The organism is Pseudomonas putida (assembly GCF_002906855.1).
GTDB classification, from domain to species: Bacteria; Pseudomonadota; Gammaproteobacteria; order Pseudomonadales; family Pseudomonadaceae; genus Aquipseudomonas; species Aquipseudomonas putida_N.
Window position 1 is genome coordinate 727,398 of record NZ_MINI01000048.1, and the last position, 26,756, is coordinate 754,153.

The following is a 26,756-nucleotide window of genomic DNA, read 5'->3' on the forward strand; positions in this document are numbered from 1 at the left end:
AAAAATCAGTCGATCTGGTTCAGGGCTTCGCCGACCGCGTCGAACAGGCGGTCCAGTTCCTGCGGCTGGGTATTGAAGGTTGGGCCGAACTGGAGGGTGTCGCCACCGAAACGCACATAGAAGCCGGCTTGCCACAGCTTCATGGCCGCCTCGTAAGGACGCACGATCGCATCACCGTCGCGGGCAGCGATCTGGATCGCGCCAGCCAGGCCGTAGTTACGGATATCGACGATGTTCTTGGTGCCCTTCACGCCATGCAGCAGCTTCTCGAAGTGTGGCGCCAGTTCGGCAGCCGACTGCACCAGGCTTTCCTTCTGCAGCAGGTCGAGCGCGGCGAGACCAGCGGCGCAGGCTACCGGGTGAGCCGAGTAGGTGTAGCCGTGGGGGAATTCCACCGCGTATTCCGGGGTCGGCTGGTTCATGAAGGTCTGGTAGATCTCGCTGGTGGCGATGACCGCGCCCATCGGGATGGCACCGTTGGTGACCTGCTTGGCGATGCACATCAAGTCAGGGGTGACACCAAAGGCCTCGGAGCCCGTCATGGCGCCCATGCGGCCGAAGCCGGTGATCACTTCGTCGAAGATCAGCAGGATGTTGTGCTGGGTGCAGATTTCACGCAGACGCTTCAGGTAACCCTTTGGCGGCGGCAGCACACCGGCGGAACCCGCCAGCGGTTCGACGATCACCGCCGCGATGTTCGAAGCATCGTGCAGCTCGATCAGCTTGAGCATTTCATCTGCCAGGGCGATACCGCCTTCTTCCGGCATGCCCTTGGAGAAAGCGTTCGCCGGCAGCACGGTGTGAGGCAGGTGGTCGACGTCCAGCAGCTGGCCGAACATCTTGCGGTTGCCGTTGACGCCGCCCAGGCTGGTCCCGGCAATGTTCACCCCGTGGTAACCACGGGCACGGCCAATGATCTTGGTCTTGGTGGCCTGGCCTTTCAGGCGCCAATAGGCACGCACCATCTTCAGCGCGGTGTCGCAGCACTCCGAGCCGGAGTTGGTATAGAAGACGTGATTCAGGTCGCCCGGGGTCAGCTCGGCGATCTTCTCGGCCAGCTGGAACGACAGCGGGTGGCCGAACTGGAACGCCGGGGAGTAATCGAGGGTACCGACCTGGCGCGCGACCGCTTCAGTGATTTCCTTGCGGGTATGCCCAGCGCCACAGGTCCACAGGCCAGAGAGGGCGTCAAAGATCTTGCGCCCCTTGTCATCGACCAGGTAGTTGCCTTGGGCCGCCACGATCAGGCGTGGGTCGCGCTGGAAGTTACGGTTGGCGGTGTAGGGCATCCAGTGGGCGTCCAGCTTGAGCTGGCTGGCGATACCGGCGGTTGCGGTTTCGGGCATGTTCATCGGCGGTTCCTCGGAAGACGATTAGGCAACGATGGATGTTGTTGCAGCTAAATTCGCACGCGGATAAAGTCTGAAAAAGCCTACATTTCTAATCTTCAGGTAGCGCAATACTAAACTTATGAGCCGACGCCCCGACCCTCTCGCACAAGTCAGCGATTTTGACATCCGCCTGCTGAAAATCTACCGGAGCGTGGTTGAATGTGGCGGCTTCTCGGCTGCGGAAAACGTACTGGGGATCGGCCGCTCGGCCATCAGCCAGCAGATGAACGACCTCGAACAACGCCTGGGCTTGCGCCTGTGCCAGCGCGGCCGTGCCGGTTTCTCGCTGACCGAGGAAGGCCGCGAGGTCTATCACTCGGCACTGCAGTTGCTCAGTGCGCTGGAAACCTTCCGTACCGAGGTCAACGGTCTGCACCAGCACTTGCGCGGCGAGCTCAACATCGGCCTGACCGACAACCTGGTCACCCTGCCGCACATGCGCATCACCCATGCCCTGGCCGAGCTCAAGGACCGCGGTCCGGATGTACGCATCCAGATCCGCATGATCGCCCCAAGCCAGGTCGAGCAAGGGGTACTGGACGGCAGCCTGCACGTCGGCGTGGTACCGCAGACCAGCCCGCTGTCCGGCCTGGAGTACCAACCGCTGTACAGCGAACGGTCACAGCTCTATTGCGCGGTTGGCCACCCCTTGTTCTACGCCGACAACCAGCAGATCGACGATGACCGCCTCAACAGCCAGGAAGCCATTGCGCCAACCTTCCGCCTGCCTGCGGAAGTCCAGGCGCACTACCAGGCACTCAACTGCACCGCCAGTGCCTCGGACCGCGAAGGCATGGCGTTCCTGATCCTCACCGGCCGCTATATCGGCTACCTGCCCGACCACTACGCCACCTTCTGGGTCCAGCAGGGCCGCCTGCGTACACTCAAGCCTGCTCAGCGTTTCTATGACCTGAGCCTGAGCTGGGTCACGCGCAAGGGGCGGCGACCGAACCTGGTGCTGGAAAGCTTCCTGGAAAGCCTGGCTGCGACACGTTGATGCCCGCTTCTGACGCTAAGGCTTGTCACGCCAGCACAGGCAGGTAATCTTGTCCGACATTCGTTGCCACAGACCTGTCCGGAATCGTCCATGACCCTAGAAGTCCCTGCGCATCGCCTCGCCGCCTCGGGCAAGCCCGCCGGCCGCATCCGCCAGAAGAACGAACAGGCCATCATCCAGGCCGCCGAAGACGAATTCGCCCGCCATGGGTTCAAAGGCACCAGCATGAACACCATCGCGCTGAAGGCCGGCTTGCCCAAGGCCAACCTGCATTATTACTTCACCAACAAGCTCGGCCTGTACATCGCCGTGCTGAGCAACATCATCGAGCTGTGGGACAGTACCTTCAACGCCCTGAGTGTCGAGGACGACCCGGGCGAAGCGCTAAGCCACTACATCCGCACCAAGATGGAGTTCTCCAGGCGCAACCCGCAGGCTTCACGCATCTTCGCAATGGAAGTGATCAGCGGTGGCACCTGCCTGACCGAGTACTTCAGCGCCGACTACCGCGAGTGGTTCCGCGGCCGGGCCGCCGTGTTCCAGGCCTGGATGGAAGCCGGCAAGATGGACAAGGTCGACCCGGTGCACCTGATTTTCCTGCTCTGGGGCAGTACCCAGCACTATGCCGACTTTGCCACCCAGATCTGCCAGGTCACCGGCCGCAGCCGCCTGACCAAGCAAGACATGGAAGATGCCAGCAACAACCTTATCCACATCATTCTCAAGGGGTGCGGCATCAAGCCGGTTGCCTGACGTTCATCTATGCCTTCTACCCTGCTCGACCTCTGCGAATTTCGCGAGGAAATCCGCAAGAGCCGCTTCATTACCTTCGCCGGCCCGATCAACAGTGCCGCCGAGGCGATGAGCTTCATCGAACGCCACAGTGATCTGGCCGCAACCCACAATTGCTGGGCGTGGAAGATTGGCGGGCAATACCGCAGCAATGACGATGGCGAGCCAGGCGGTACCGCCGGGCGGCCAATCCTTGCGGCCATCGAAGCACAGGACTGCGACCAGGTGGTGGTGCTGGTGATTCGCTGGTACGGCGGCATCCAGCTGGGCACCGGCGGCTTGGCACGTGCCTACGGTGGCGGCGCCAACAAGTGCCTGCAGCAAGCGCCCAAGCGCCTGCTGGTCCAGCGCAGCCAGTTCTCCTGCAGTTGCACCTTCAGCGAATTGGCCTTGGTGAAACTGCGCCTGGCCGACGTGGATGGCCTGGTGCTGGACGAACACTTCACCGCCAATGGCGTCGACCTGCAGATTGCCGTGGGCGAAGCTCACCTACCCACATTGCAGCAGCAACTTGCAGACCTGAGCCGCGGCCGGATCATCCTCGAAGCACACTGAAGCTTGCCCACAACAACTGTGGGCTGGCCTGTGGATAAGCTTGGGGCACTCTGTTACAGCCCAGGCTTGGCAAGACCTTCAGAGCATTGAGCATATTTTGATCACTGTTTGATGACAGCCGTAAGCGACTGAACCCGGGTGACTTATCCCCAGTGTGTCAGGCGTATTACAACCTCTGGCGTTGCGCTTGCTCACATTTACTGTGGACCAAGCTGTGGATAACCCGTTAGCCAACAGGCCAAACCCCCGCTCGCCCACAGCCCCAAGCCACTGAACACTTTTTGTTCAACTTCAGTAAAGGCAGACGCGGGCCATCTGCATTATTCTCAACACCTTTCACTTCAACCGAACAAGGAGCGCTCACATGGCTAGCTCAAGAACCGCCCTCATCATCGGCGCCTCCCGCGGCCTTGGCCTGGGCCTGGTACAACGCCTGCACGAAGACGGCTGGAAAATCACCGCCACCGTGCGCAACCCACAACAGCCAGGCGCCCTTGCCGATGTACCCGGCGTACGCATCGAACAACTTGAGATGAACGACACTGCCCAGCTCGACGGCCTCACACAACGCCTGCAAGGCCAGGTGTTCGACCTGGTCTTCGTCAACGCCGGGGTCATGGGGCCCCTGCCGCAAGACCTGGAAACCGTACAGACCCAGGCCATCGGCGACCTGTTCATGACCAATGCCGTGGCCCCGATTCGCGTCGCCCGCCGCCTGGCCGGCCAAGTGCGGGAAGGCAGCGGCGTGCTGGCGTTCATGAGTTCGATCCTCGGCAGCGTGACCATCCCCGACGGTGGCGAGATCTGCCTGTACAAGGCCAGCAAGGCCGCGCTCAATTCGATGATCAACAGTTTCGTGGTCGAACTGCAGCGCCCCGACCTGTGCGTGCTGGCCATGCACCCGGGCTGGGTGAAGACCGACATGGGCGGCGAAAACGCCGAAATCGACGTGCTCACCAGCACCCGTGGCATGCTCGACCAGATCAAGACGCAAAGCGGCCACGGTGGCCTGCGCTTCATCAACTACAAAGGCGAACCACTCACTTGGTGAGGTGAATACCGCCGGCCGGGCGCAATGCCCGGCCAGGCCCTGTAGAATGGCGGCAACCGTACCTGATTCGAGACATTCCCCATTATGTATGACTGGCTGAATGCCCTGCCCAAGGCAGAACTGCACCTGCACCTTGAAGGCTCGCTGGAACCCGAACTGCTGTTCGCCCTGGCCGAGCGCAACAAGATCGCCCTACCCTGGAACGACGTGGAAACCCTGCGCAGCGCCTACGCCTTCAACAACCTGCAGGAATTCCTCGACCTGTATTACCAGGGTGCAGACGTGCTGCGCACCGAACAGGACTTCTACGACCTGACCTGGGCCTACCTGCAACGCTGCAAGGCGCAGAACGTCATCCACACCGAACCGTTCTTCGACCCGCAGACCCACACCGACCGCGGCATCCCCTTCGAAGTCGTGCTTAATGGCATCAGCCAGGCACTAAAGGACGGCCGCGAGCAACTGGGCATCAGCAGTGGCCTGATCCTGAGCTTCCTGCGCCACCTCAGCGAAGACGAAGCGCAGAAGACCCTCGACCAAGCCCTGCCCTTCCGCGATGCGTTCATCGCCGTCGGCCTGGACAGCTCGGAAATGGGCCACCCGCCGAGCAAGTTCCAGCGCGTGTTCGACCGTGCCCGCAGCGAAGGCTTCGTGGCCGTGGCCCACGCCGGTGAGGAAGGCCCACCCGAGTACATCTGGGAAGCCCTCGACCTGCTGAAGATCAAGCGCATCGACCACGGTGTACGCGCCATCGAAGACGAACGCCTGATGCAGCGCATCATCGATGAACAGATCCCGCTCACCGTCTGCCCGTTGTCGAACACCAAACTCTGTGTGTTCGACCACATGAGCCAGCACAACATCCTCGACATGCTCGAGCGTGGCGTGAAGGTGACGGTGAACTCGGACGACCCGGCTTACTTCGGCGGTTACGTCACCGAGAACTTCCACGCCCTGCACACACACCTGGGCATGACCGAAGACCAGGCCCGCCGCCTGGCGCAAAACAGCCTGGACGCTCGACTGGTCTGAAGCCGTCAACCGACCTGCAAGGTCGTCGTGCGGGCTATACGGTTGATCTGCTGCACACCCTCTGCAGAAATCTGCAGTACCCGCGTGCCTTCAGGCTCGCGTATCCAGCCAGACTGCAAAAACAGTTTGAGCAATGCCTGACCAAGGCTGCCACCCAGGTGTGGCCCTTGGTCGCTCCACTCATCGCAATGGCAGATCACACAGTGCCGCCGCGATGCCAGCGCGTCGATGTAGACGCCGATGGCAGCCAGCTGGGTTCGCCCCTTTTCGCTGACCAACAGTTCCCGCCCGCTGACCTCCAGCCACCCTGCCACCACCAGTCGGTGATACAACTCACCCGCCAGCTCGCCGCCTAGGTGTTCACCACAACGGCGCGCCCTGCGCATCGACATCGGCAATTGCAGCACTTCTGTACGCAGCCCTCTTTCCGACACCAACTGGACGCTGGCCAGCGCTTCGACAGCTACTCCGACCTGCGGTGTAGCAAGCCTGAAGTAGCGTTTGCGGCCACGCGACTCAAGCCTGAGCAGGCCCGCCGAAGACAGCAACGACAGGTGGGCACAAGCCGATGACGAGGTCAGTCCGGTCATCATCGCCAGTTCATCGGTCGGCCGCGGAGTGCCATCGATTAGCGCCCACAACATCGCGCTACGCTTGGGGTCGGCCATCAGGCCGGCAATCTGACTGATACTGCTGACTGCATTCATGTCCCTGTATCTCCCCGCATGATCACGTCTGGTTTCCAGAGGCCAGCCTTGGCTGCGCTGGGCGCCTCTCAAGCAAACTGCCGAGGGCCAGTATAAGCCGCACCCGCGCCGCTCCCGGTAGCCCTGCACATGCTCAGACAGGCTCATTCGACGCTGGGTGGGGCAACCCTTACGCGTAGTCAACGTCGGCACAAGGTGGCGCAGAAAGGAAAATACAGGGCATGAGGAAGGATGGCCCTGCGTGGGCAGCGACTCTGCTGACAGCGCGCTTCCTTAAATAGCGCAAATCAAAGCGAAGCTTCCACATCAATTCAGGCATGTGCCTGGAATCGTCGGACAGGCCATTGGGAAAAGTGGCCAGACCGCCAGTCAGGACACCCACTCAGGTCATGGCGGCAGGTGCCTGCAGCGCTACACTTGACTCGCTCTCCCCCTGAATCGGAGGTATGCCACGATGAAGATTGTCGTCAGTGCGTCGAACCGCAACCCCAACTGCCCGTGGCAGGTGAGGCTCGACCAGCATGTGGTGAGTTTCCGCAGCGAGGCAGAGGCACGTGCCTTCGTCGCCACCCTGGAAACCCGCCTGCAGGCACCTCACCCACTCATGCTGGACGCGTGGCCTGCAAACGCCGGGTCAACAGCGCGACACTGACCACCAGCACCCCGCACAGGCTGATCACCAAGGCCATGGGCACTGCACTGCCGTCATGCAGCACGCCGACCAGCGACGCCGCACCGGCCGCGACGCTGAACTGTACGCAACCCATCAGTGCCGACGCGCTGCCTGCTCGCGCGCCCTGGCCACTCATGGCGCAGGCCGACGCGTTGGGGATGATGCAACCCAGGCTGGCAATGCAGACGAACAGCGGCACCAGCAATGGCCACAACTGTGTGGGACGCAGGACAGCCACACCCAGCAGTACCAGGCCGGCGGCCAGGTAGAGCCACACTGCCCTAACCAACAGGAATGCCGGGCCCCGCTTGGACAGCAGGCGCGCGTTGACCTGGGCAACCAGAATGAAGCCGGCCGCGTTGGTACCGAACAGCCAGCCATAGTGCTCCGCGGGTACGCCATAGAGCTTGATAAATACGAAAGGTGAACCAGCAATGTAGGCAAACATACCGGCAATAGCGATACCGCCGGTCAAGGCGTGGCCGATGAACACACGATCAGCCAACAACCGCAGGTACTGGCGCAATGCACCAGACAGCGGCTGGCGCGGCATGTTGGCCGGCAGGCTTTCCGGCAGGCCCAGGCTCACCGCCAGCAGGCTGGCAGCGCTGAACAGGCTCAGCGCCAGGAAGATCGACTGCCACCCCGCCACGTTCACCAGCACCCCGCCCAGCATCGGTGCAAGGATCGGCGCCAGGCCCATCACCAGCATCAACTGCGAGAACACCTTGGCCGATGCCACCGGGTCGCATTTGTCACTGACAATGGCCCGCGACAGCACCATGCCGGCGCAACCGCCCAGCGCCTGGACAAAGCGCGCCACGATCAAGGTGTCGAGGTTGGGGGCGTATGCACAGGCCAAGGAGGCCAGGGTGAACAGCGCCACACCGAACAGCAGCGGCTTGCGTCGGCCGAAGCGGTCAGCCACCGGCCCGTAGGCCAGTTGGCCGATCGACAGGCCAAGGAAATAGGCCGCCAGGGTGGCCTGTACATGTTTTTCATCGGTGGCGAACGCCTGCGCCATCGCCGGGAAGGCGGGCAGGTAGAAATCGATCGCCAAGGGCCCGAACGCACTCAATGCGCCCAGGATCAGCACCATTCGCAGGTTCATCAGGAATCCATAGCAGGCTAAGCAAGCCGCTAAGTCTACCTGCAGTGGCCACCCTCAGCATGAAAACATTTGCAACAAAACAGGGCCGCATTGCGGCCCCTGCGGTTCAGGCCACTTCAGCCTGGTAGCCTTCCTCACGAATAGCCGCCAACACCTGCTCAGCAGCCAGCGAGCTTTGCACGCGCACTTTCTGGCCAGGGAGATCGACTTCCACCGTGGCCTGCGCATCCTGCTCCTGTACCGCACGAGTCACTGCTTTCACACAATGGCCACAGGTCATGCCTTGAACATTGAACACTTGCATGGGTACTGCCTCCTTCAGGGTTTTACGCAGTTTCAAGCTTGCCATCGGGGCAAGGTCAAGTTCTGCATGAAACGGCCGGGCTGGAAATCCGCGCAGACCTCGGCCAAGCTGCGCCTTTGACGATTTGTGCAAGCAGGAGATTCTTCATGTTCAGGACAGCAGTGGGTGTTGTCGGGCTGTTGGCCGCGCTGGCCGCAGTGCCACCGGCCAGCGCCGAGGGCAACTCGGACTACAGCGTACTGATCATTTCCCGGGAACGCCTGGAAGTGGCCACCAGTTGCGAAATCGGCGTATACCTCAACGATCAGCTCTCCGGCCGCGTCTTCCAGGAACAGTCCACGTCCTTCAACCTGCCGCCCGGCCCGATCGACGTACGCCTGCGCCTGCTGCCCGGGCAGATGCCCGGCTGTGCCCCCGGCATCGAGGACCAGCGCAGCACGCGCCTCAACCTGCAAGCGGGCCAGATCACCAAGTACCGCATCGCCATGGGCCACAATGGCCTTGAATTGAAGCGAGCCGGCCTGGGCTATTGACCTTCCCTGCGTGGCAAGGTTGATGCTGATGCTCAAGCCCTGCCAAGGAGGAGCGTCATGCCCGCATCTACCACTTTCGATCTGCCGATTTCCGGCATGACCTGCGCCAGCTGTGCAGGCCGTGTCGAGCGCGCCCTGCGTAAAGTCAGCGGCGCTGATCAAGTCAGCGTCAACCTCGCCACCGAACAGGCCAGGGTCCAGGCCCCGGCCGACAGCCTGCCAGCCCTGGTTGAAGCCGTGCGCGGCGCCGGCTATGGCGTGCCGACCCGGACCGTGGAGCTGCAGATTGGCGGCATGACCTGCGCCAGCTGCGTCGGCCGCGTCGAGCGCGCTCTTGGCAAACTACCGGGGGTTGAGCAGGTCAGCGTCAACCTGGCCAGTGAACGTGCCCACCTTGAAGTGCTGCAGGCGCTCGATGACCAGCAACTGATTGCCACTGTCGAAAAAGCCGGCTACAGCGCCAGCCTGCCGCAAACGGCCAAGGATGATCAGCCGGATGCACAACGGCGCCTGCGCAATGAGCGCTTGGCCGTCGCTGCCGCGCTGCTGCTGGCCCTGCCCTTGGTGCTACCGATGCTGGTACAGCCGTTCGGCCTGCACTGGATGCTGCCCGCCTGGGCGCAGTTCGTGCTGGCCACCCCGGTGCAATTCATTCTGGGTGCGCGCTTCTATAAAGCCGCCTACAAAGCCGTGCGGGCCGGTGCCGGCAACATGGACCTGCTGGTCGCCCTGGGCACCAGCGCGGGTTATGGCCTGAGCCTGTACCAGTGGGCCAAGGCCCCAGCCGGAATGCCCCCCCACCTTTACTTCGAGGCTTCAGCAGTGGTCATCGCCCTGGTCTTGCTGGGCAAATACCTCGAAAGCCGGGCCAAGCGCCAGACCGCCAGCGCTATCCGCGCACTCGAAGCCCTGCGCCCGGAGCGTGCCGTGCGCGTCATCGGCGGCCGCGAAGAAGACGTGGCGATTGCCCAACTGCGCCTCGGCGACCTGGTACTGGTCAAGCCCGGCGAGCGCTTCCCGGTCGACGGCGCGGTAGAAGAAGGCAGCAGCCATGCTGACGAAGCACTGATCAGCGGCGAAAGCCTGCCGGTCCCCAAGCAACCCGGTGACAACGTCACCGGCGGTGCCATCAACGGCGAAGGCCGGCTGCTGGTGCGTACCCAGGCGCTGGGTACGGAGACCGTGCTGGCCCGTATCATCCGCCTGGTAGAGGATGCGCAAGCGGCCAAGGCACCGATCCAGAAACTGGTCGATCGCGTCAGCCAGGTATTCGTACCCACCGTGCTGGTGCTGGCACTGTTAACCTTGATTGGCTGGTGGCTGGCCGGTGCGCCGCTGGAGACTGCGCTGATCAACGCGGTCGCCGTGCTGGTCATCGCCTGCCCCTGCGCCCTGGGCCTGGCCACACCTGCAGCGATCATGGCCGGCACTGGCGTCGCCGCCCGCCACGGCATCCTGATCAAGGACGCCGAAGCGCTGGAGCGCGCCCATGCGGTCAACCGCGTGGTGTTCGATAAAACCGGCACCCTCACTTCCGGTAGCCCGCGCGTAGTCCACAGCCAGGCACTGGACGGCGACGGCGCCGACCTGCATCGTCTTGCCGGTGCCTTGCAGCGCGGCAGCGAACACCCACTGGCCAAGGCGGTGCTGGATGCCTGTGCCGAGCAAGGCCTGGAGATACCCGCCGTGACTGACAGCCAGTCACTCACTGGCCGCGGCATTGCAGGGCGCGTGGAAGGCCGCGAGCTGGCGTTGGGCAACCGCCGTCTGCTCGACGAAAGCAATCTGCAACCCGGCGAGCTGGCCGCCAAGGCTCAAGCCTGGGAGGCCGAAGGCCGCACCCTGTCGTGGCTGATCGAACGGGGTGCAACGCCTCGCGTGCTCGGCCTGTTCGCCTTCGGCGACAGCCTCAAGCCGGGCGCCGAGCAGGCCATCGCCGCCCTGCACGCCCGCCACATCAGCAGCCACCTGCTGACCGGTGACAACCGCGGCAGCGCCAAGGTGGTGGCCGATGCCCTCGGCATCGACGACGTGCACGCCGAAGTGCTGCCGGCCGACAAGGCCGCCACCGTGGCCGCCTTGAAAAAGGACGGTGTGGTGGCGATGGTCGGCGACGGCATCAACGACGCCCCGGCCCTGGCCGCTGCCGACATCGGCATCGCCATGGGCGGTGGCACCGATGTGGCCATGCAGGCTGCCGGCATCACCCTGATGCGCGGCGACCCACGCCTGGTACCCGCCGCGCTGGAAATCAGCCGCAAGACCTATGCAAAAATTCGTCAGAACCTGTTCTGGGCCTTCATCTATAACCTGATCGGCATTCCCCTGGCCGCACTGGGCTATCTCAACCCGGTATTGGCTGGCGCCGCCATGGCGCTATCCAGCGTCAGCGTGGTCAGCAATGCCCTATGGTTGAAGACCTGGAAACCCACCAGTACCTCGCAGGAGGCCCGATGAACATTGGCCAGGCCGCCCGCCGCAGCGGGCTCAGCACCAAGATGATCCGCTATTACGAATCCATCGGCCTGCTCAAGCCGGCCACCCGCAGCGACAGCGGCTACCGCTTGTACCAGGCCGAGGACTTGCACAGCCTGGCCTTTATCAAGCGCTCCCGTGACCTCGGGTTTTCCCTGGAAGAAGTGGGCAAGCTGCTGACGCTGTGGCAGGACCGCGGGCGTGCCAGCGCCGACGTCAAGGCCCTGGCCATGCAGCATATCGATGAGCTGAATCGGCGTATCGAGGAACTGGTGAGCCTGCGTGACACCCTGGGTGATCTGGTTGCCCACTGCCAAGGGGATGACCGCCCGGATTGCCCGATCCTGAAAGACCTGGCCAATGGCGCAGGGTGCTGCAATTGAGGGAGTGTGGCGTGCTGTCATCAGCACGCCACAGCACTTTGGTATGCCATATTAGCCAAAAGCCGACCGGATAGTCGCCAAATGCGACTTCACCCAATAAATACGGACACTTTCGCTAAAAAATCCCCGGACGCTGCCGATGTAGTTGATGCCTGCCTCGCGTGCAAAAAATAAATTCCGGGAGCGTCGATGAACATCAAACAGAAACTGACCTGGGCGTTCGCGATCATCGCGGGCTTGCCCATCGTCCTCGTGGCCACCTTGGTGGTGATCAACCTGCGCGGTGAAGCCCGCGACGGCTTCCTCGACAGCAGCAGCCGAGAGATCCGCCAGGTCAGCAACGCGATGAACATCTTCTTCCAGGGTATCGACCAGAACGTCGCCTACCTGGCGTCGCAACCGATGGTGGCGGCCACCGGCAACAACCTGAACAAGTTCATGAGCGCCACCCCATCCTACGAGCTGGGCGATCAGGACAAGCAACTGCTGGAATTCTTCACCCGCCTGGCAGACTCCCACCCAGGCTATGCCTACGTTGCCTACGGCGTGAATGATGGCGGCTACGTTGGCTGGCCGGCCGGGCAGAAGTTCGTCAACTATGACCCGCGCCCACGCCCTTGGTACCAGCTGGCCATGGCCAACCCTGGCAAGACCGTGCGCACCGGCGCCTATTACTGGGCCGCCGACGATGCCGTGCTGATCAGCACCGTGCGCGCCGTGGCCAACCAGCTCGGCAACCCCGGTGGCGTGGTCAACATCGACGTGTCGCTCAAGGGCCTGACCGAGATCGTCAAGCAGATCAAACTGGGCGAAAGCGGCTACCTGATGCTGGTGGAAAACAACGGCAACGTGATGGTCGACCCACGCGACGCCAGCCACAACTTCAAGCAGTTGGCCAGCTTCGGCGACGGTTACGCCGAACTGGCCAAGGCCGGCAAGGGCCTGGTCGAAGTCGAGATCAACGGCGAACGCTACATGGCCAACGTCTACCCCGACGAAAAACTCGGTTGGACCTTCATCGGCCTCATTCAGCAAGGCGAAGTGATGCAGACCACCACCCGCCTGACCTGGCTCATCGGCGCCATCGCGCTGGTGCTGGCCGCCCTGTTCGCCGTGGTCGGCACCGCATTCGCCAAACTCATTGTGCGCCCTATCAACAGCGTCACCAGCGGCCTGGAAGACATTGCCCAGGGCGAAGGCGACCTGACCCGCAACCTGGACGTGCGCGGGCGCGACGAAACCGCGCAACTGGCCAACTGGTTCAACCAGTTCCTGGGCGCCATCCGCAGCCTGATCCAGCATATAGGCTCGGCCGCCAGCAAGATCCTCAGCACCTCCAGCAGCTCCACCCGGGTCTCCAGCGACATGGCCGAGGCGGCCGGGCGCCAGCGTGAAGCGGTGGACATGGTCTCCACCGCGTTTCACGAAATGGTCGCCACCGCCAACGAAGTGGCCCGTTCCTGCAGCCAGGCCGCGCAATCGGCCGACAGCGGCCAGCAGCAGGCCCGCGAAGGCCAGCAGCAGATCGACGCAGCAGTCAGCAGCGTCGACCGCCTGAGCCAGGAGATCGAGCAGTCGGCCCAGTCGATCCAGCAACTGGAGCGCGACAGCAACGCCATCCAGTCGATCCTCGGCACCATCCGCTCGATTGCCGAGCAGACGAACCTGCTGGCACTCAACGCAGCGATCGAAGCGGCCCGGGCCGGGGAGCAGGGCCGTGGCTTTGCCGTGGTGGCCGACGAGGTACGGGCACTGGCCAAGCGCACGGCCGACTCCACGGCCGAAATCGATGGCTTGCTGGGCAACCTTGCCAGCCGCACCGCCGAAGTGGCCGAGCAGATGCATGCCAGCCTTGAAGTGTCGCAGCAGTCGGTCAGCCGCATTGGCCTGGCCCGCGACAGTTTCGGGCAGATTCGCGAGTCGGTGGACATCATCCGCGACATGAACACGCAGATCGCCACGGCGGCGGAAGAGCAGCACCAGGTGGCCGAGGACATCAACCGCCATATCAGCCAGATCCATGGCGATGCGCAGTTGGTGGCGGAACTGGCCCAGGCGGCGCGCCAGGACTCCGAGAGCCTGGCGGGGCTGTCCAATGAACTGGACTCGCTGGTGCGTCGCTTCCGCACTTGAGTCCTCCTGTAGAGGCCTCTTTGCGGGGCAAGCCAGCTCTTACAGGATTGACACCATCCCTGTAGGAGCGGGCTTGCCCCGCGAAGAGGCCGGAACAGGCAACATCAAAGTTTCAGTTCACCCGGAGTCGCCCCGAACAACTGCTTGAAGGCCGCGATGTAAGCCGAAGTCGAATCATACCCACAGCCCAGCGCCGCCTCGGTCACACTCTCCCCCGCCTCCAGCAACGTCAGCGACGACAGCAGCCGCATCCGCTGGCGCCAGTTACGAAAACTCAACCCGGTCTCGCGCTGGAACAGCCGCATCAAGGTCTTTTCCGAGCACCCCAACTGCACCGCCCACTGCTGCAACGTCTGCACCTGATCCGGCGCGGCGATCAGCCCATTGCACAGTGCCAACAACCCCGGATGGCGTGGTAGCGGCAGGGAAAACGCCACCTCGGGCAAGGTGCGCAACTGATCGAGCAGAACAGCCACCAGGCGGCCTTCGACACTGTCACCCTCGGCGTAATCAGCCGGGAACAGGCAGAACTGCTTGATCAGCTCCCGCGCCAGCGTTGTCACCTCCAGCACCCGGCATTGCGCCGACGCCCACGGGCAGGCATCACGGCGGATATACAGGCTGCGCATTTCGGCCTGCCCGGAGGTGACCACTTCATGTTCGGCACCGGCCGGTATCCACACGCCCCACTGCGGCGGGGCGAAGTAGCTGCCATCGTCGGTATACACCCCCAATACACCACTGATGGCGTAAGAGAACTGCACCCAATCGTGGCTATGGCGAGTGGTCCAGGAGCCGGCGCCGAGACTTTCGGCGCGGGCATACAAGGGCCTGGGCAACTGGTCCAGGGCAGGAATGGCACGGGGATGTCCGATTGTCTGCATAGCGAATTCTTGTAGTTCTGAGCAGACAAGCCTAACAGAGATCTCTACCGCCCTTGGTTCAGCGCTCGACGATCACCGTGACCCCTTGCCCACCCGCTGCGCAGATGGATATCAGGCCACGCCCTTTTCCGGCCTTGGCCAGCAATTTCGCCAAATTGGCCAGGATCCGCCCGCCGGTAGCCGCGAACGGGTGGCCCGCTGCCAGCGAACTGCCCTTGACGTTGAGCTTGCTGCGGTCGATGGCCCCAAGCGGTGCATCCAGCCCCAGCCGTTCACGGCAATACTCGGCATCCTCCCAGGCCTTGAGAGTGCACAACACCTGCGCGGCAAAGGCTTCGTGGATTTCGTAGTAATCAAAGTCCTGCAAGGTCAGGCCATTACGCGCCAACAGGCGCGGCACTGCGTACACCGGCGCCATCAGCAGCCCTTCGCGCCCGGTGACGAAATCCACGGCGGCGGTTTCGCCATCGACCAGGTAGGCCAGCACCGGCAGCCCCTGCTGCTGTGCCCATTGCTCGCTGCCAAGCAGTACCATGGAGGCGCCATCGGTGAGCGGCGTGGAATTGCCTGCCGTCAACGTGCCCAGGCCACTGCGATCGAATGACGGCTTGAGCCCGGCCAGTTGCTCCAGGGTCAGGTCCGTGCGCAGGTTGTTGTCACGGGTGAGGCCGAGGAAGGGCGTCAGCAGGTCATTCTGCCAGCCTTCGCTGTACGAGGCCGCCAGCTTCTGATGGCTGTGCAGCGTCAACGCGTCCTGCTCGGAGCGGCCAATCGCCCAGGTTTGCGCCATGCGTTCACAATGCTCACCCATCGACAGCCCGGTTCGGGGCTCGCCATTGCGCGGCAGTTCGGGTTTCAGGTGGCCTGGGCGCAGCTGCAGGAACGGCTTGAGCCGCTCAGCCAGTGTCTTCCCGCGATTGGCCTGCAAGAGGATACGCCGTAGCCCCTCGTTGACGCCGATGGGGGCATCGGACGTGGTGTCCACGCCACCGGCGATGCCACAGTCGATCTGCCCAAGGGCAATCTTGTTGGCCACCAGCAGCGCCGCTTCCAGGCCCGTTCCGCAAGCTTGTTGGATGTCGTAGGCCGGCGTCTGCGGTGACAGGCGCGAGCCAAGCACACATTCGCGTGTCAGGCTCATGTCCCGTGAGTGCTTGAGCACCGCCCCTGCCACCACTTCGCCCAGGCGCAGCCCGTGCAGGCGATAACGCTCGATCAAGCCTTCCAGGGCTGCGGTCAGCATCGCCTGGTTGCTGGCGCTGGCGTAGGCGCCGTTGGAGCGGGCGAAGGGAATACGGTTGCCGCCCAGGATCGCGACCCGGCATGTTGAACCCATGCGCTTGTTCCTCCTGAAACAATTTGATCCGTACAGCCTAGGTGTTTTTGCCGCATTCGAACGACCTTGCCACAAAGTTGGTCCACACTTGCAAGCTTGCCTTCAGGGAGACCCGCACATGAGCGATCGCTATCTCGGCTTTGCCAACTCCAACCTCGGGCGCCGCCTCGTCGATGCCCTTGGCCTGCCGCGCCCGGCACCGCTGGAGCGCTGGCAGGCGGGCCGCCTGCGTCCGGTGGAGGGCGCGCTGGTGCTGGGTGGCGGGCCACTGGCGAACCAGGTCGAGGCCATCGCCCCGCGCCTGACCGAAGCGCTGTTCAGTTTCAACGGCGACGGCCTGCAGGCGCCCGCCTGGGTCGCCGGCCTGGGGCCGAAGCTCAAGGCCGTGGTGTTCGACGCCAGCCATCTGTCCGACAGCGATCAGCTGAAGCAGCTGCGCGAATTCTTCCAGCCCTTGCTGCGCAGCCTCGCACCTTGTGCCCACGTAGTGATCCTGGGGCGTGCGCCGGAATCCCTCGACGACCCGCTGGCCAGCGTCGCCCAGCGCGCCCTGGAGGGCTTCAGCCGCTCGCTGGCCAAAGAGCTGCGCAACGGCGCAACCGCGCAGTTGTTGTATGTGGCACCGGGCGCAGACACGCAGCTCGAAGGCGCCTTGCGCTTCTTCCTGTCACCCAAAGGTGCCTTTGTTTCCGGCCAGGTCCTGCGCCTGCAGGCCTGTGCCACCCAGGTCGAAGACTGGACCCGCCCGCTCGGTGGCCGTCGCGCACTGGTCACAGGCGCCGCGCGCGGCATCGGCGCCGCCATAGCCGAAACACTGGCGCGTGATGGCGCCGAAGTGATGCTGCTCGACGTGCCCCAGGCCCAGCAGGAACTCGATGCCCTTGCCGCTCGCCTCGGGGGCAAGGCCCTGGGCCTGGACATCTGCGCCAGCGATGCCGCCGCGAAACTGCTCGAAGCCCTGCCCGACGGCATCGACATCGTCGTGCACAACGCCGGTATCACCCGCGACAAAACCTTGGCCAACATGACCCCGGATTACTGGGATGCGGTACTGGCCGTCAACCTCAAGGCTCCGCAGGTGCTGACCCAAGCCCTGTACGAAGGGGGCGCGCTGGGCGACGACGCGCGTATTACCCTGCTGGCCTCGGTCAGCGGCATTGCCGGCAACCGCGGCCAGGCCAACTATGCCGCGAGCAAGGCCGGCCTGATTGGCTTCGCCGAAACCTGGGCGGCGAAGCTCGCAGAACGCGGCGGCAGCATCAATGCCGTGGCGCCCGGCTTCATCGAAACGCACATGACCGCCGCCATGCCCATCGGCCTGCGCGAGGCCGGTCGGCGCCTGAGCTCGCTGGGCCAGGGCGGGCGCCCGCAAGATGTCGCCGAGGCCATCGCCTGGCTCAGCCAGCCGGGCTCCGGGGCGGTCAATGGCCAGGTGCTGCGCGTCTGCGGCCAGGCCCTGATGGGGGCCTGACCATGAGCCGCCAATGGCAAGACCTGCACAGCCCGGACTCACGCGCCAGCCTGTACCTGCGCGCCGCCAGCAAACGCAAGATCAGCGGTGCCAGCCTGCCCGCAGCCGGTCTGCGCAGTTTCATCCGCGTGGAGCCCGGCAATCTCGCCGCCTACCGTCGGCTCTGCCACTTCACCGACGACGGCCGCTTGCCCGGCACCTACCCACATGTAATGGCCTTCACCCTGCAGTTGCAACTGCTGACCGCCCACGACTTCCCCTTCCCGTTGCTCGGACTGGTGCACTTGCACAACCGCATCGACGTGCTCCGCCCGCTGGGTGGCATCGACGGACTGCGCTTTGCGGTCTACGCCGACAATCTGCAGGGGCACGCCAAGGGCGGCACCTTCGACCTGGTCACCGAAGCCGAGGATGGCCTTGGCCTGCTCTGGCGTGAAACCAGTCGCATGCTGGTGCGTGGCCTCAAGCTGGAGGGTCCGTCGGGCGATGGCGAGGAGACCGAGCCGGGCCCCCAGCCAGAGGTCACTCGCTGGTACGCCGACGGTGATATCGGCCGGCGCTACGCGAAGGTCTGTGGCGACTACAACCCGATTCACCTGAGTGCCGCCAGCGCACGCCTGTTCGGCTTCCCCAAGGCCATCGCCCACGGCATGTGGAGCAATGCCATGGCGTTGGCGGCCTTGCGTACGCACATGCCAAACAGTGGCTATCGCTTCGAGGTGGGGTTCCGCAAGCCGGTGCGCTTGCCGTCGGAGGTTGTCCTGAGTGCCAGCGAAGCAGGGCCGGCGGGTGAGCTCCGGCTGGACGGGCATGCTGGGCTGCTGCATATGGTCGGGCGCTGGGCCGTGCTCTAGCGCCCTGATTGCACTTGCTTTGCATCGGGCCTGCGCAGAAGCTATGCAGCATTAGGAGACCCCGATGAACCTGCAAGAACTCACCCAACGCCTGCACCAGATTCGCGACAACAACGATTGGCGCGGCTTCCACAGCCCGAAGAACCTGGCCATGGCCGCCAGCGTCGAGATGGCCGAGCTGGTGGAAATCTTCCAGTGGCTGAGCGAAGACCAATCGCGCCAGTTGCCCGCCGATCAGCTGGCCCATGCCGGCCAGGAAGTCGGCGACGTGGTCCTGTACCTGTTGCTGCTGTGCAGCGAGCTGGGCCTGGACATGGAGCAGGTTGTGCGCGCCAAGCTGGCCGACAGCGAGAGGCGTTTCGCGCGATGAACGACCGTCACTTCGATGAACTGGCCACACGCTTCGCCGAGAAAATCTACGGCGGTGCCAAGGGCGCCATCCGCCTGGCTGTGCTCCAGGCCGACCTGGCCGATGCCCTGCCCGATCGATCGTTGCGGGTGCTCGACATCGGCGCCGGCCTGGGCCATATGGCCTTGTGGCTGGCCCAGCGCGGGCACCAGGTTACGCTGGCCGAACCCGCCGCACCGATGCTCGAGGGTGCCCGCGCGCGTTTCGCAGAAGCAGGTCAATCGGCAACCTTCATCCAGGCGCCCTGGCAAGAACTGCTTGGCCAGCTCACCGAGCCCTATGACCTGGTGCTGTGCCACGCCGTGCTGGAATGGCTGGCCGAACCGCAGAGCATCCTGCCGGTACTGCATCAGCTGGCTGCCCCTGGTGGCTGGCTGTCGCTGGCATTCTACAACCGCGACGCGCTGGTCTACCGCAACTTGCTCAAGGGCCATTTCCGCAAGCTGCGCAGCAACCGCCTGGAAGGCGAAAAGCAGAGCCTGACCCCGCAAAAACCGCTTGATCCCCGGGAGCTCAAGGCGCAACTTGAAGTGATGTGGCAAGTCGAAAGCGAGAGTGGCGTGCGTGTCTTCCATGACTACATGCCCAAGGAATTCCAGGACAAGGCCGAGCTGCTCGACCTGCTGGAAATGGAACTGGCCCACCGCCGTCACCCAAGCTTCGCCGGGCTCGGCCGCTACCTGCACTGGATGTGCCGCCCCCGCTGACTGCGCCCCTCCGGGAGGGATACATGCCGTACCGTCTGTTGTGCCTGGCCTTGCTGCCGCTGACCCTGGCCGCCTGCCAGGCCAGCAACCCGTATGTGGCCAGCAGCCGCCCGCTGCCGCCAGCCCCTCCGCAAGCGGCCAACACCTTCGACGCCAGTGCCTATCCGGCGGCGCCGCGTGACTACGGGCACTACCGGAGCTGGAGCTGGCGCGGCGGCCAGTTGCCAAGTGGCAATGCCGACGCCGACCCGGCACAGATTGCCGATGCCGTCAGCGGCGCCCTCGACCAGCATGGCCTGCGCCCTGCCCGGGGCACCACCGGCGACCTGCTGGTGAGCGCCGACATGCGCCTGGAGCGACGCCTGCGCCAGGTGCGTGACTATGACACTTACGACCCCTATTACGGCCCGTACCCCTACGGCGGCGTCGGCGTCGGCGGCTACCGCAACGGTTACGGCGCCTACGGCAGCGTGCCGATCGTACGCACCTACGAAGTGGAAGTGATGGTGGTGCGCATCGACCTGTTCGATGCCCGCAACGGCCAGCCGGTGTGGAGCGCCAGCGCTGAAAGCGGCAGCGACAAAAGCTCGCCGCGCGATCGCGAGACCGCCCTGCGCGAATCGGTTCATAAGGCGCTCAGCGGCTATCCTCCCAGTTAATGCCTAACGGAGAACCATCATGTTGCGCCGCCTCGTTCTACTGTCATTCGCGCTGCTGCTCGCGGCCTGTTCGAGCAACAACGTTCAGCAAGATTTCGACGCCAGCCGCGATTTTGCCGCCTATCGCAGCTGGGCATGGCAGGAACCGGGCCTGCAATACCGCCCGGATGATCCACGCATCAAGAGCGACCTGACCGAGCAGCGCATCCGCGCGGCGGTCGCCGACCAGCTCGACCAGCGCGGCCTGCGCCCCGCCCAGGGCAATGCCAGGCCTGACGTGACAATCCGCGCCTACCTGATCGTCGAACAACGCCAGCAACAGATCACCACCAACTATGGCGGCGCCTGGGGTGGGTACTGGAACGGTTACTGGGGCGGGCCGATGTACAACGAGACCCGCAGCGTCGACTACAAGGTGGCAACCATCCAGGTCGACATGTTCGATGGCCATGACGGCAAGCTGGTCTGGCGTGGCAGTGCCGAACAGATCATGAACAACTACCCACCTAGCCCCGATGAGCGTAACAGCGCGATCCAGAAGACCGTTGCCCAAGTGCTCGGCAACTACCCGCCTGGCCGGGTGAAATAAACCAATCGCCGTGGGCCGCTGTGCGGCCCATCGCGGGCAAGCGCGGCTCCCACGACGACCTTTTTGCCATCCTGCCATGGCCGTTCGTCAGATCGCGTCTACCCTGTTTAGGAAAGCTGACTGACCGGGTAGAAGTGTTCAACAAATGGGAAAGGCGGCCTGCCGATGCAAAGCATTGTTCTCCTGATGTGGCTTGCCTTGTGCACTGAACAAGATATTCGCGAGCGCCAGATCGCCAACATGCTGACCCTGGGTTTCGCCGCTGGCGCCCTGGTATGGCTGTTCGCCACTGGCCACACCTGGATTGGCGCCGATGCTAGTGACGCTGGCTGGGCCCTGGCCATCGTCATGCTGCTGACCCTGCCAGGCTACATGCTGGGCCGCTTCGGTGCCGACGACGTCAAGCTGATGGGCGCACTGGCCCTGGCGACAAGCCCGCAATACGTGCTCGGCACCTTCATCGGAGCGGGCGTCAGCGTGGTGCTGTGGCTGCTGACCCGCAGGCGCCTGTGGACGCTGCTCAACCCCAAAGTGAAGAAGCGCCTGGCCACCCTGACCGAAGAAATGGGCGACAAGCAAGCCTTCGTGCCTTACGTATTGGCAGGCTTTCTTCTCACGGCTGTATGGATCCAATAGCCACCCCTGTTGTCCGAACACTTGTACAAACCTTGTACAGAACTGCGATGAGCGTCTACTTTTAAACTGCCAGAGCGTCTGGCCCGGGAGCAGGGCCGCTTACGAACAGGGAGTTGATCGTGAACAAGTCATTCAGTGACGTGAGGGTTCTGGTCGTAGATGACCAGCCGCTGATCGTCGAACAATTAAGTGAATACCTCGAAATCCAGGGCTACCGCTGTGTCGCGGCCCACTCCACCGACGAAGCCATCGAACGTTTCGTCGCAGATGAAGCCATCGGCCTGGTGCTGTGCGACTTGCACATGCCCGAACGCGATGGCATCGAGCTGCTCCGGGCACTGAAAGATATTGCCGGGCGCCAGCACATGTTCCAGGCAATCATGCTCACCGGGCGTGCCGACAAGCAGGACGTGATCCGCGCCCTGCGTGAAGGTTTCGCCGATTACTACCAGAAGCCCATGGACTTCGATGAGCTGCTCGAAGGCGTGCGCCGCCAGGAACAAGTGCTGCTGGAGCGCAAGGCCAACCTTCGGGACCTGGGCAACCTCAATCAGCGCCTGCAGGACCTGGCCGGCTCCATCGATGAACTCTACCAGAACCTGGAGAAGGCCCGCGGCCAGGGCGTCCACCGCCGCGCCACCGATGTCGCCGAAGAGGTCGAAGGCGAGCTCCCGGCGGCGTTCGAGAAGCTGTCCCCACGGCAACTGGAAGTCGCCCGGCTGGTGAGCAAGGGCAAGACCAACTACCAGATTGCCTGTGAACTGGGGATCACCGAGAACACCGTGAAGCTGTATGTGTCGCAGGTGCTGCGCCTGACCCACATGCACAATCGAACACAGTTGGCGTTGGCGTTGACGCCGAGTTCGTCTCCTGTACACCAGCGGTTCACCACGCACTGAGTTCGTCTAAGGCGTTTCATGAGGCCGGTACAGCCGAGATTCACTCCAGCAGGTAGGTAAAGCTCACCCTCCAACGTGGGCTTCTGCTCATGCTATCCAACGCCACATCCGCCAATGGCTTGGCCACCTCCAGTGCCACATTGCCGTACCGCCCATCCCCAAACCGCACACCCAATGCCGCCGAACGCATCCTGGCATCTTCGAATGGGCCGCCGTTGTACCAGGCCTGCGCCGCATCCAGCAGCGCATACGGTTGCACCAGCCGCACCCAGCCAGCGCCAGGCTGGATGCTGTAGTTGAGCTCGTAGGCCACGCCCCAGCCTTTGTCCCCCGCCGCCTGGTCCTGGGGGTAGCCATGGCCGAAGTTCTGCCCGCCAAACACAGCACGCTCGCTGTCGGGCAGCCGGTCATCGGTCCAGTACAAGGCGCCTGACAGCACGCCCTGCCAGCGCTGAAACAACCTGTCGCTCTGCAACCCCGCCACGCGAAAGCGCAGGAAGTCCATGTCATAGTCCGTATCGCTGCGTGCGCCCAGGTAATCCAACCCCTGATACACACCGGCGCCGACCACGCGTAACCGCCCGGCCTCGACCTTGCGCCAATCGCCCTCGAACGACAGCGCACGCACATAGGTGTCGTTGCGCCCCAGGCCGCCGGTGAGATCTTTGTGATGCTCACTGACCGAGTAGACATGCCCGGTCACCGCCAGCCATTCATCCGCCGTGACGATCACCGGCTGGCCAAGCCCGATTGCATAACGCTCGCTTTCAATCCGCTGGAAAAAAATCGAACCATGCTCCAGCGGCACAGGTGTGCGCGGCTCGCTGCGGTAGCGAGCGGCCGAAAGCAGCAGCTGGCTGCCCTGTGCATCCAGGTGCTGGCTGTAATCAAGGCGCTGGTAATGGCTGTGGTCATCGCCCGGAGGCAGCAGGACGCTGGCCGTCAACTGCTCGGCAAAACGGGTCTGGGCATTGCTGGTTAGCTTGAATAGCCCCAGCGGGCCATCGCGGCTGCCATCACTGAACGCCATTGCCGCATCGAAGGGCTTGCGCAAGGCATGCACGGTAAGCTGCGCGGCACCCTCGCTGTGCTCAGCCTGGGTCAAGTCAGCCTGCAACGTCACCCCGGGGATGCGCTGGGCCAGGCCGATGAAGCGGTCGAGCGTCGCCTGGGTCAACGGGCGCTCCGCCCGCAAGCGTTCCAGCAGCTGGTCGAGGTAAGCGCCAGCGGGACCGATGTCTCCTTCACGCCGCACGTCGTGGACATACCCCTCGAGCAACACCACATGCACGCGGCCCTCGGCAAAATCCTGATCAGGCAGGTAGGCCAGCGACAGCAGGTAGCCGTCGCGCTGGTAGCGCCGGGTCAGGCGTTCGGTGAACTGCTGCAGCTCGGCGACGCTCACTTCATGACCAATCAAAGGCTGGTAATGCTCGCGCAAATCGCTCAACGGATAGACCGTACCGCCTTCGAAGCGCACCTTGTGCAACACGAAGCGAGTCGCCAGGGGAAGCGTGTCGGACACCGGGCTGGGCGGCGCCAGCTGCAGGCTCGGGGCAAGTGGGCGGTAGGCCTCGATCGGCAGGTTCGCGCTGGGCAGGCGGCGCTCGTATTCGTGGCCTTCGAGAAACACTGGCAAGGGCTCGGCGATCACCAGACTGGCCCAGGGCGACAGCAGCAGGGGCATCAGCAGAAGACGCATAGGACGCTCCACAATCCCTTGGGTACCGGGGCGTCGGCCGGCCTCACCCGTCACTTGCAAGCGTAGGTGCTGCCCCGCTAAACGTCGAACACCTACTCGTTGACCTGGAACGCTACCCGCGCTGTTTCTCCAGTTTCGTCCAGGGCACTGAGCTCGAACTGCCCGACCTGGTCAAAACGCACCAGCACGCTTTCCTGCCCTTCGCTTTCACCCAGCGGCTGACCATTGAGGAACCACCAGCGGCGCCCGCCACCACCCAAGGCAGAAACGCGCAACTGCAAGGGTTCGCTACTGGTGGCCGGGCGCCGCAGGTTGTCGTCGGGGCGCACCCCCACGATCGACAGCGGCGGCGCGCTGGCCGGGACCTGTGGCGGGCAGCTTGGGTCCACCGCCGGCAGCCGCGCCGCACGCCGCTCGACGCGTGGCAACCAAGGCTCCAGCGGTGCCGGCCACAAGGCGATGTCGAGTGCCTTGGCACCTGGGCAACTGCCGTCCACGCGCAGGCCTTGAGTATTGACCCAGATGCTCTCGCGCAGCCCCAGGCCGAGGGGCTGGTCAGCAGCCTGCAAAGTGGGAGGCGTCGTGCCATCGAGGGTCCAGGCAAAGCGCTGGCGCCGGCAATTCGGGTCCTGTCGGTTCATGGGCTGGCCCAGCGGCCAGCAGATGGCCGCCACGCCAACACTTTCCGGCACGCGCTCCACCGGCACCCGGATGCCCCGCTGGCTGTCGCGGTTGCTCAGCAAGTCATGCACTTGCAGCATCAAGGGTGCCGCCGAAGCCAGGCCGAATTGCCCTGGCACCGGCGTGCCATCGGGGCGGCCGATCCACACCCCGATCAGGTAGCGCGGCCCTACGCCGATCGACCAGGCATCGCGAAAGCCATAGCTGGTACCGGTTTTCCAGGCCAATTGCGGGCGCTGTACCAGTTCGGCATGCGGGTCGCGGTCGGGCCGCGCCTGGCCACTGAGGATGCGCCGGATGATCCAGGCCGCGCCAGGCGACATTAGCCGCCGCTCCAGCAACGGATCCTGCGGTTGCAGGCGAACCTGCGCGCTGTTGCCGCCCCTGGCCAGTGCCGCATAGCCGCCAAGCAGGTCCTCCAGGCGGCTACCGGCGCCGCCAAGAATCAATGCCAGGTTGGGTTCGGCCAGAGGCGGGAGCGCCAGCGGCACGCCGGCCATGCGCAACTGCGCGGCGAAGCGCTTGGGCCCGTAGGCTTCGAGCAATTGCACCGCCGGCAGGTTGAGCGACAGCGCCAGTGCCGAGCTGGCCGACACCGGGCCGCTGAAGCCCATAGAGAAATTACCGGGGCGATAGTCGCCGTAGCGACGCGGTACATCCTGCAGCAGCGATTCGGAGTGGATCAGGCCATCATCCATGGCCAGGCCGTAGAGAAACGGCTTGAGCGTCGAGCCTGGCGAACGCAACGAGCGGACCATGTCGACATGGCCAAAACGGCGCTCGTCGCTCAAGTCGATCGAGCCCAGGTAAGCGCGTACTGCCATGGTCTGCGCCTCGACCACCAGGATCGCGGCCGAGGTACGCTCCGGCAGGCGTGCGCGCCAACCCAGCAGCAGGTCCTCCAGGCGCCGCTGCAGCGAGGCGTCGAGAGTGGTGCGAATCAACGTCGGGCTGTCAGGGGTATTCAGCCGCCGCGCCAGCAGGGGCGCCAGCGCGGGTTCCTGACGCGGGGCCAGCAACAAGGGCTCCTCGGCAGCCTCCTTGATCTGTCGGGCTGGCCACACCTGATACTCGTCCAGGCGCTGCAGCACCTTGTCACGGGCCCGTTGGGCACGGGCCGGGTGGCGGTCCGGGCGCAAGCGGCTCGGTGCCTGCGGCAGCACCGCCAGCAGTGCTGCCTCGGCGGGCGTGAGATGTTGCGGTGACTTGCCCAGATAAGCCCAACTGGCTGCAGCCACGCCCTGCAAGGTACCGCCGAACGGGGCACGGTTCAGGTAGATCTGCAGGATCTCGCGCTTGGACAGGTGCCACTCCAGCTGCGCGGTGCGCCACAGTTGCCGCAGTTTGCCGGCCAGGGTGCGATCATGCGGGTCGAGCAAGCGTGCAACCTGCATCGACAAGGTGCTGCCGCCAGACACCACCCGCCCACCCCGCAGGTTGAGCCAGGCCGCCCGCGCCAGAGCCAACGGGTTGACTCCCGGGTGGCGGTAGAACCAGCGGTCCTCGTAGGTCAGCAGGGCCTGCAGGTACAGCGGCGAAACCTCTTCCGGGCTGACCGGGTAGCGCCACACACCATCGGCATCGGCAAAGCGCCACAACGGTGTGCCGTCTTCGGCCAGCACCACCCGTGCCAGGTCATTGCCCGGCATTGGCAGCGGCCAGATGCGGTCGGCCAGCCACAACAGCCCGAGCAGCATCAACAGGCTGATCACGGCAGGACGCACAAGCCTTCCCGCTCGGGTACGTGGCCGCGCTAAGCTTGGCATCGGGAACCGGCCTGGCCAGCTAATGG

The 26,756-nt window shown here is 64.1% G+C and carries 26 protein-coding genes and 1 pseudogene; 19 read left to right on the forward strand and 8 right to left on the reverse strand.

Features of this window, described 5'->3' with window-relative positions; genetic code table 11:
- Positions 1–5 precede the first annotated feature (5 nt).
- Entirely contained in the window at positions 6–1,352 is a 1,347-nt protein-coding gene (locus BGP85_RS26145; protein WP_103445791.1) for an aspartate aminotransferase family protein, read from the reverse strand.
- A 118-nt stretch (positions 1,353–1,470) separates the two neighbouring features.
- On the opposite strand from BGP85_RS26145, the gene BGP85_RS26150 reads away from it, so the two are divergent.
- The 5 genes from BGP85_RS26150 to BGP85_RS26170 all read left to right on the forward strand — a co-directional run bounded on the left by BGP85_RS26150 (position 1,471) and on the right by BGP85_RS26170 (position 5,818).
- Entirely contained in the window at positions 1,471–2,388 is a 918-nt protein-coding gene (locus BGP85_RS26150) for a LysR family transcriptional regulator (protein ID WP_103445792.1), read from the forward strand.
- Between the two features lie 90 nt (positions 2,389–2,478).
- Entirely contained in the window at positions 2,479–3,141 is a 663-nt protein-coding gene (locus BGP85_RS26155) for a TetR/AcrR family transcriptional regulator (RefSeq protein WP_103445793.1), read from the forward strand.
- Positions 3,142–3,150: 9 nt separating this feature from the next.
- Complete coding sequence (locus BGP85_RS26160) at positions 3,151–3,735, forward strand: IMPACT family protein (protein ID WP_103445794.1); 585 nt, start codon at positions 3,151–3,153, stop codon at positions 3,733–3,735.
- 364 nt (positions 3,736–4,099) lie between these two features.
- Positions 4,100–4,786, forward strand: a complete 687-nt coding sequence (locus tag BGP85_RS26165; protein ID WP_103445795.1) for an SDR family oxidoreductase — start codon at positions 4,100–4,102, stop codon at positions 4,784–4,786.
- Positions 4,787–4,870: 84 nt separating this feature from the next.
- Entirely contained in the window at positions 4,871–5,818 is a 948-nt protein-coding gene (locus BGP85_RS26170; RefSeq protein ID WP_103445796.1) for an adenosine deaminase, read from the forward strand.
- A 5-nt stretch (positions 5,819–5,823) separates the two neighbouring features.
- Here BGP85_RS26170 and BGP85_RS26175 read toward each other — a convergent pair whose 3' ends face one another.
- Positions 5,824–6,525 (reverse strand): ArsR/SmtB family transcription factor, encoded by a 702-nt coding sequence (locus BGP85_RS26175; protein ID WP_103445797.1) that lies wholly within the window; start codon positions 6,523–6,525, stop codon positions 5,824–5,826.
- A gap of 454 nt (positions 6,526–6,979) precedes the next feature.
- Between BGP85_RS26175 and BGP85_RS29400 the strand changes: the two genes are divergently transcribed.
- Positions 6,980–7,177, forward strand: a complete 198-nt coding sequence (locus tag BGP85_RS29400; RefSeq protein ID WP_082432304.1) for a hypothetical protein — start codon at positions 6,980–6,982, stop codon at positions 7,175–7,177.
- On the opposite strand, the gene BGP85_RS26185 is transcribed toward BGP85_RS29400, so the two are convergent.
- Positions 7,128–8,309 carry a multidrug effflux MFS transporter gene (locus BGP85_RS26185; protein WP_103445798.1) on the reverse strand — a complete coding sequence of 394 codons (1,182 nt, stop codon included), beginning with the start codon at positions 8,307–8,309 and terminating at the stop codon, positions 7,128–7,130. The two genes, BGP85_RS29400 and BGP85_RS26185, sit on opposite strands and share 50 nt — an antisense overlap.
- Positions 8,310–8,415: 106 nt before the next feature.
- A complete protein-coding gene (locus BGP85_RS26190) occupies positions 8,416–8,613 on the reverse strand; it encodes a heavy-metal-associated domain-containing protein (RefSeq protein WP_103445799.1) in 198 nt (65 codons plus the stop codon).
- 146 nt (positions 8,614–8,759) lie between these two features.
- On the opposite strand from BGP85_RS26190, the gene BGP85_RS26195 reads away from it, so the two are divergent.
- The 5 genes and pseudogenes from BGP85_RS26195 (at position 8,760) to BGP85_RS29730 (ending at position 14,137) form a co-directional block, all read left to right on the forward strand.
- On the forward strand, positions 8,760–9,146 hold the full coding sequence (locus BGP85_RS26195) for a hypothetical protein (protein WP_103445800.1): 387 nt from the start codon (positions 8,760–8,762) through the stop codon (positions 9,144–9,146).
- Between the two features lie 57 nt (positions 9,147–9,203).
- Positions 9,204–11,603 (forward strand): heavy metal translocating P-type ATPase, encoded by a 2,400-nt coding sequence (locus tag BGP85_RS26200; RefSeq protein WP_103445801.1) that lies wholly within the window; start codon positions 9,204–9,206, stop codon positions 11,601–11,603.
- Complete coding sequence (gene cueR / locus BGP85_RS26205) at positions 11,600–12,004, forward strand: Cu(I)-responsive transcriptional regulator (RefSeq protein ID WP_103445802.1); 405 nt, start codon at positions 11,600–11,602, stop codon at positions 12,002–12,004. The genes BGP85_RS26200 and cueR overlap by 4 nt, the downstream gene beginning before the upstream one ends.
- A gap of 345 nt (positions 12,005–12,349) precedes the next feature.
- A pseudogene (locus BGP85_RS29725) lies at positions 12,350–13,279 on the forward strand (cache domain-containing sensor histidine kinase); the annotation flags it as partial.
- A gap of 129 nt (positions 13,280–13,408) precedes the next feature.
- On the forward strand, positions 13,409–14,137 hold the full coding sequence (locus BGP85_RS29730) for a methyl-accepting chemotaxis protein (protein ID WP_371263088.1): 729 nt from the start codon (positions 13,409–13,411) through the stop codon (positions 14,135–14,137).
- 104 nt (positions 14,138–14,241) lie between these two features.
- Here the strand turns inward: BGP85_RS29730 and BGP85_RS26215 are convergent, their stop codons facing one another.
- Together BGP85_RS26215 and BGP85_RS26220 are read right to left on the reverse strand one after the other, a co-directional pair.
- Positions 14,242–15,021 (reverse strand): AraC family transcriptional regulator, encoded by a 780-nt coding sequence (locus BGP85_RS26215; RefSeq protein WP_103445804.1) that lies wholly within the window; start codon positions 15,019–15,021, stop codon positions 14,242–14,244.
- A gap of 58 nt (positions 15,022–15,079) precedes the next feature.
- Positions 15,080–16,357: an acetyl-CoA C-acetyltransferase gene (locus BGP85_RS26220; protein ID WP_103445805.1), complete on the reverse strand. Its 1,278-nt coding sequence runs from the start codon at positions 16,355–16,357 to the stop codon at positions 15,080–15,082.
- Positions 16,358–16,475: 118 nt separating this feature from the next.
- On the opposite strand from BGP85_RS26220, the gene BGP85_RS26225 reads away from it, so the two are divergent.
- From BGP85_RS26225 to BGP85_RS26260, 8 genes are all read left to right on the forward strand, one after another.
- Complete coding sequence (locus BGP85_RS26225; protein ID WP_103445806.1) at positions 16,476–17,828, forward strand: 3-oxoacyl-ACP reductase; 1,353 nt, start codon at positions 16,476–16,478, stop codon at positions 17,826–17,828.
- Positions 17,829–17,830: 2 nt separating this feature from the next.
- The gene (locus BGP85_RS26230; RefSeq protein ID WP_103445807.1) at positions 17,831–18,682 is read left to right on the forward strand and encodes a MaoC family dehydratase; all 852 of its coding nucleotides are present in this window, start codon (positions 17,831–17,833) and stop codon (positions 18,680–18,682) included.
- Positions 18,683–18,746: 64 nt separating this feature from the next.
- Entirely contained in the window at positions 18,747–19,052 is a 306-nt protein-coding gene (locus BGP85_RS26235; RefSeq protein WP_103445808.1) for a MazG-like family protein, read from the forward strand.
- A complete protein-coding gene (locus BGP85_RS26240) occupies positions 19,049–19,798 on the forward strand; it encodes a methyltransferase (protein WP_103445809.1) in 750 nt (249 codons plus the stop codon). Before BGP85_RS26235 ends, BGP85_RS26240 begins: the two co-directional genes overlap by 4 nt.
- A 23-nt stretch (positions 19,799–19,821) precedes the next feature.
- Positions 19,822–20,457: a DUF4136 domain-containing protein gene (locus BGP85_RS26245; RefSeq protein ID WP_103445810.1), complete on the forward strand. Its 636-nt coding sequence runs from the start codon at positions 19,822–19,824 to the stop codon at positions 20,455–20,457.
- Between the two features lie 19 nt (positions 20,458–20,476).
- The gene (locus tag BGP85_RS26250; protein WP_103445811.1) at positions 20,477–21,046 is read left to right on the forward strand and encodes a DUF4136 domain-containing protein; all 570 of its coding nucleotides are present in this window, start codon (positions 20,477–20,479) and stop codon (positions 21,044–21,046) included.
- 165 nt (positions 21,047–21,211) lie between these two features.
- On the forward strand, positions 21,212–21,682 hold the full coding sequence (locus BGP85_RS26255; protein ID WP_103445812.1) for an A24 family peptidase: 471 nt from the start codon (positions 21,212–21,214) through the stop codon (positions 21,680–21,682).
- A 113-nt stretch (positions 21,683–21,795) separates the two neighbouring features.
- Positions 21,796–22,581, forward strand: coding sequence for a response regulator transcription factor (locus BGP85_RS26260; RefSeq protein WP_374755339.1), 786 nt, complete (start codon positions 21,796–21,798; stop codon positions 22,579–22,581).
- A 40-nt stretch (positions 22,582–22,621) separates the two neighbouring features.
- On the opposite strand, the gene BGP85_RS26265 is transcribed toward BGP85_RS26260, so the two are convergent.
- Positions 22,622–24,283 carry a ShlB/FhaC/HecB family hemolysin secretion/activation protein gene (locus BGP85_RS26265; protein ID WP_103445813.1) on the reverse strand — a complete coding sequence of 554 codons (1,662 nt, stop codon included), beginning with the start codon at positions 24,281–24,283 and terminating at the stop codon, positions 22,622–22,624.
- 92 nt (positions 24,284–24,375) lie between these two features.
- Positions 24,376–26,730, reverse strand: coding sequence for a peptidoglycan glycosyltransferase PbpC (gene pbpC, locus BGP85_RS26270; RefSeq protein ID WP_103445814.1), 2,355 nt, complete (start codon positions 26,728–26,730; stop codon positions 24,376–24,378).
- Positions 26,731–26,756 lie beyond the last annotated feature (26 nt).

Coding starts and splice junctions, on each gene's coding strand:
- BGP85_RS26145 (WP_103445791.1), bottom strand. CDS start 1,352: ATGAACATGCCCGAAACCGCAACCGCCGGTATCGCCAGCCAGCTCAAG.
- BGP85_RS26150 (WP_103445792.1), top strand. CDS start 1,471: ATGAGCCGACGCCCCGACCCTCTCGCACAAGTCAGCGATTTTGACATC.
- BGP85_RS26155 (WP_103445793.1), top strand. CDS start 2,479: ATGACCCTAGAAGTCCCTGCGCATCGCCTCGCCGCCTCGGGCAAGCCC.
- BGP85_RS26160 (WP_103445794.1), top strand. CDS start 3,151: ATGCCTTCTACCCTGCTCGACCTCTGCGAATTTCGCGAGGAAATCCGC.
- BGP85_RS26165 (WP_103445795.1), top strand. CDS start 4,100: ATGGCTAGCTCAAGAACCGCCCTCATCATCGGCGCCTCCCGCGGCCTT.
- BGP85_RS26170 (WP_103445796.1), top strand. CDS start 4,871: ATGTATGACTGGCTGAATGCCCTGCCCAAGGCAGAACTGCACCTGCAC.
- BGP85_RS26175 (WP_103445797.1), bottom strand. CDS start 6,525: ATGAATGCAGTCAGCAGTATCAGTCAGATTGCCGGCCTGATGGCCGAC.
- BGP85_RS29400 (WP_082432304.1), top strand. CDS start 6,980: ATGAAGATTGTCGTCAGTGCGTCGAACCGCAACCCCAACTGCCCGTGG.
- BGP85_RS26185 (WP_103445798.1), bottom strand. CDS start 8,309: ATGAACCTGCGAATGGTGCTGATCCTGGGCGCATTGAGTGCGTTCGGG.
- BGP85_RS26190 (WP_103445799.1), bottom strand. CDS start 8,613: ATGCAAGTGTTCAATGTTCAAGGCATGACCTGTGGCCATTGTGTGAAA.
- BGP85_RS26195 (WP_103445800.1), top strand. CDS start 8,760: ATGTTCAGGACAGCAGTGGGTGTTGTCGGGCTGTTGGCCGCGCTGGCC.
- BGP85_RS26200 (WP_103445801.1), top strand. CDS start 9,204: ATGCCCGCATCTACCACTTTCGATCTGCCGATTTCCGGCATGACCTGC.
- cueR (WP_103445802.1), top strand. CDS start 11,600: ATGAACATTGGCCAGGCCGCCCGCCGCAGCGGGCTCAGCACCAAGATG.
- BGP85_RS29730 (WP_371263088.1), top strand. CDS start 13,409: ATGGTCTCCACCGCGTTTCACGAAATGGTCGCCACCGCCAACGAAGTG.
- BGP85_RS26215 (WP_103445804.1), bottom strand. CDS start 15,021: ATGCAGACAATCGGACATCCCCGTGCCATTCCTGCCCTGGACCAGTTG.
- BGP85_RS26220 (WP_103445805.1), bottom strand. CDS start 16,357: ATGGGTTCAACATGCCGGGTCGCGATCCTGGGCGGCAACCGTATTCCC.
- BGP85_RS26225 (WP_103445806.1), top strand. CDS start 16,476: ATGAGCGATCGCTATCTCGGCTTTGCCAACTCCAACCTCGGGCGCCGC.
- BGP85_RS26230 (WP_103445807.1), top strand. CDS start 17,831: ATGAGCCGCCAATGGCAAGACCTGCACAGCCCGGACTCACGCGCCAGC.
- BGP85_RS26235 (WP_103445808.1), top strand. CDS start 18,747: ATGAACCTGCAAGAACTCACCCAACGCCTGCACCAGATTCGCGACAAC.
- BGP85_RS26240 (WP_103445809.1), top strand. CDS start 19,049: ATGAACGACCGTCACTTCGATGAACTGGCCACACGCTTCGCCGAGAAA.
- BGP85_RS26245 (WP_103445810.1), top strand. CDS start 19,822: ATGCCGTACCGTCTGTTGTGCCTGGCCTTGCTGCCGCTGACCCTGGCC.
- BGP85_RS26250 (WP_103445811.1), top strand. CDS start 20,477: ATGTTGCGCCGCCTCGTTCTACTGTCATTCGCGCTGCTGCTCGCGGCC.
- BGP85_RS26255 (WP_103445812.1), top strand. CDS start 21,212: ATGCAAAGCATTGTTCTCCTGATGTGGCTTGCCTTGTGCACTGAACAA.
- BGP85_RS26265 (WP_103445813.1), bottom strand. CDS start 24,283: ATGCGTCTTCTGCTGATGCCCCTGCTGCTGTCGCCCTGGGCCAGTCTG.
- pbpC (WP_103445814.1), bottom strand. CDS start 26,730: ATGCCAAGCTTAGCGCGGCCACGTACCCGAGCGGGAAGGCTTGTGCGT.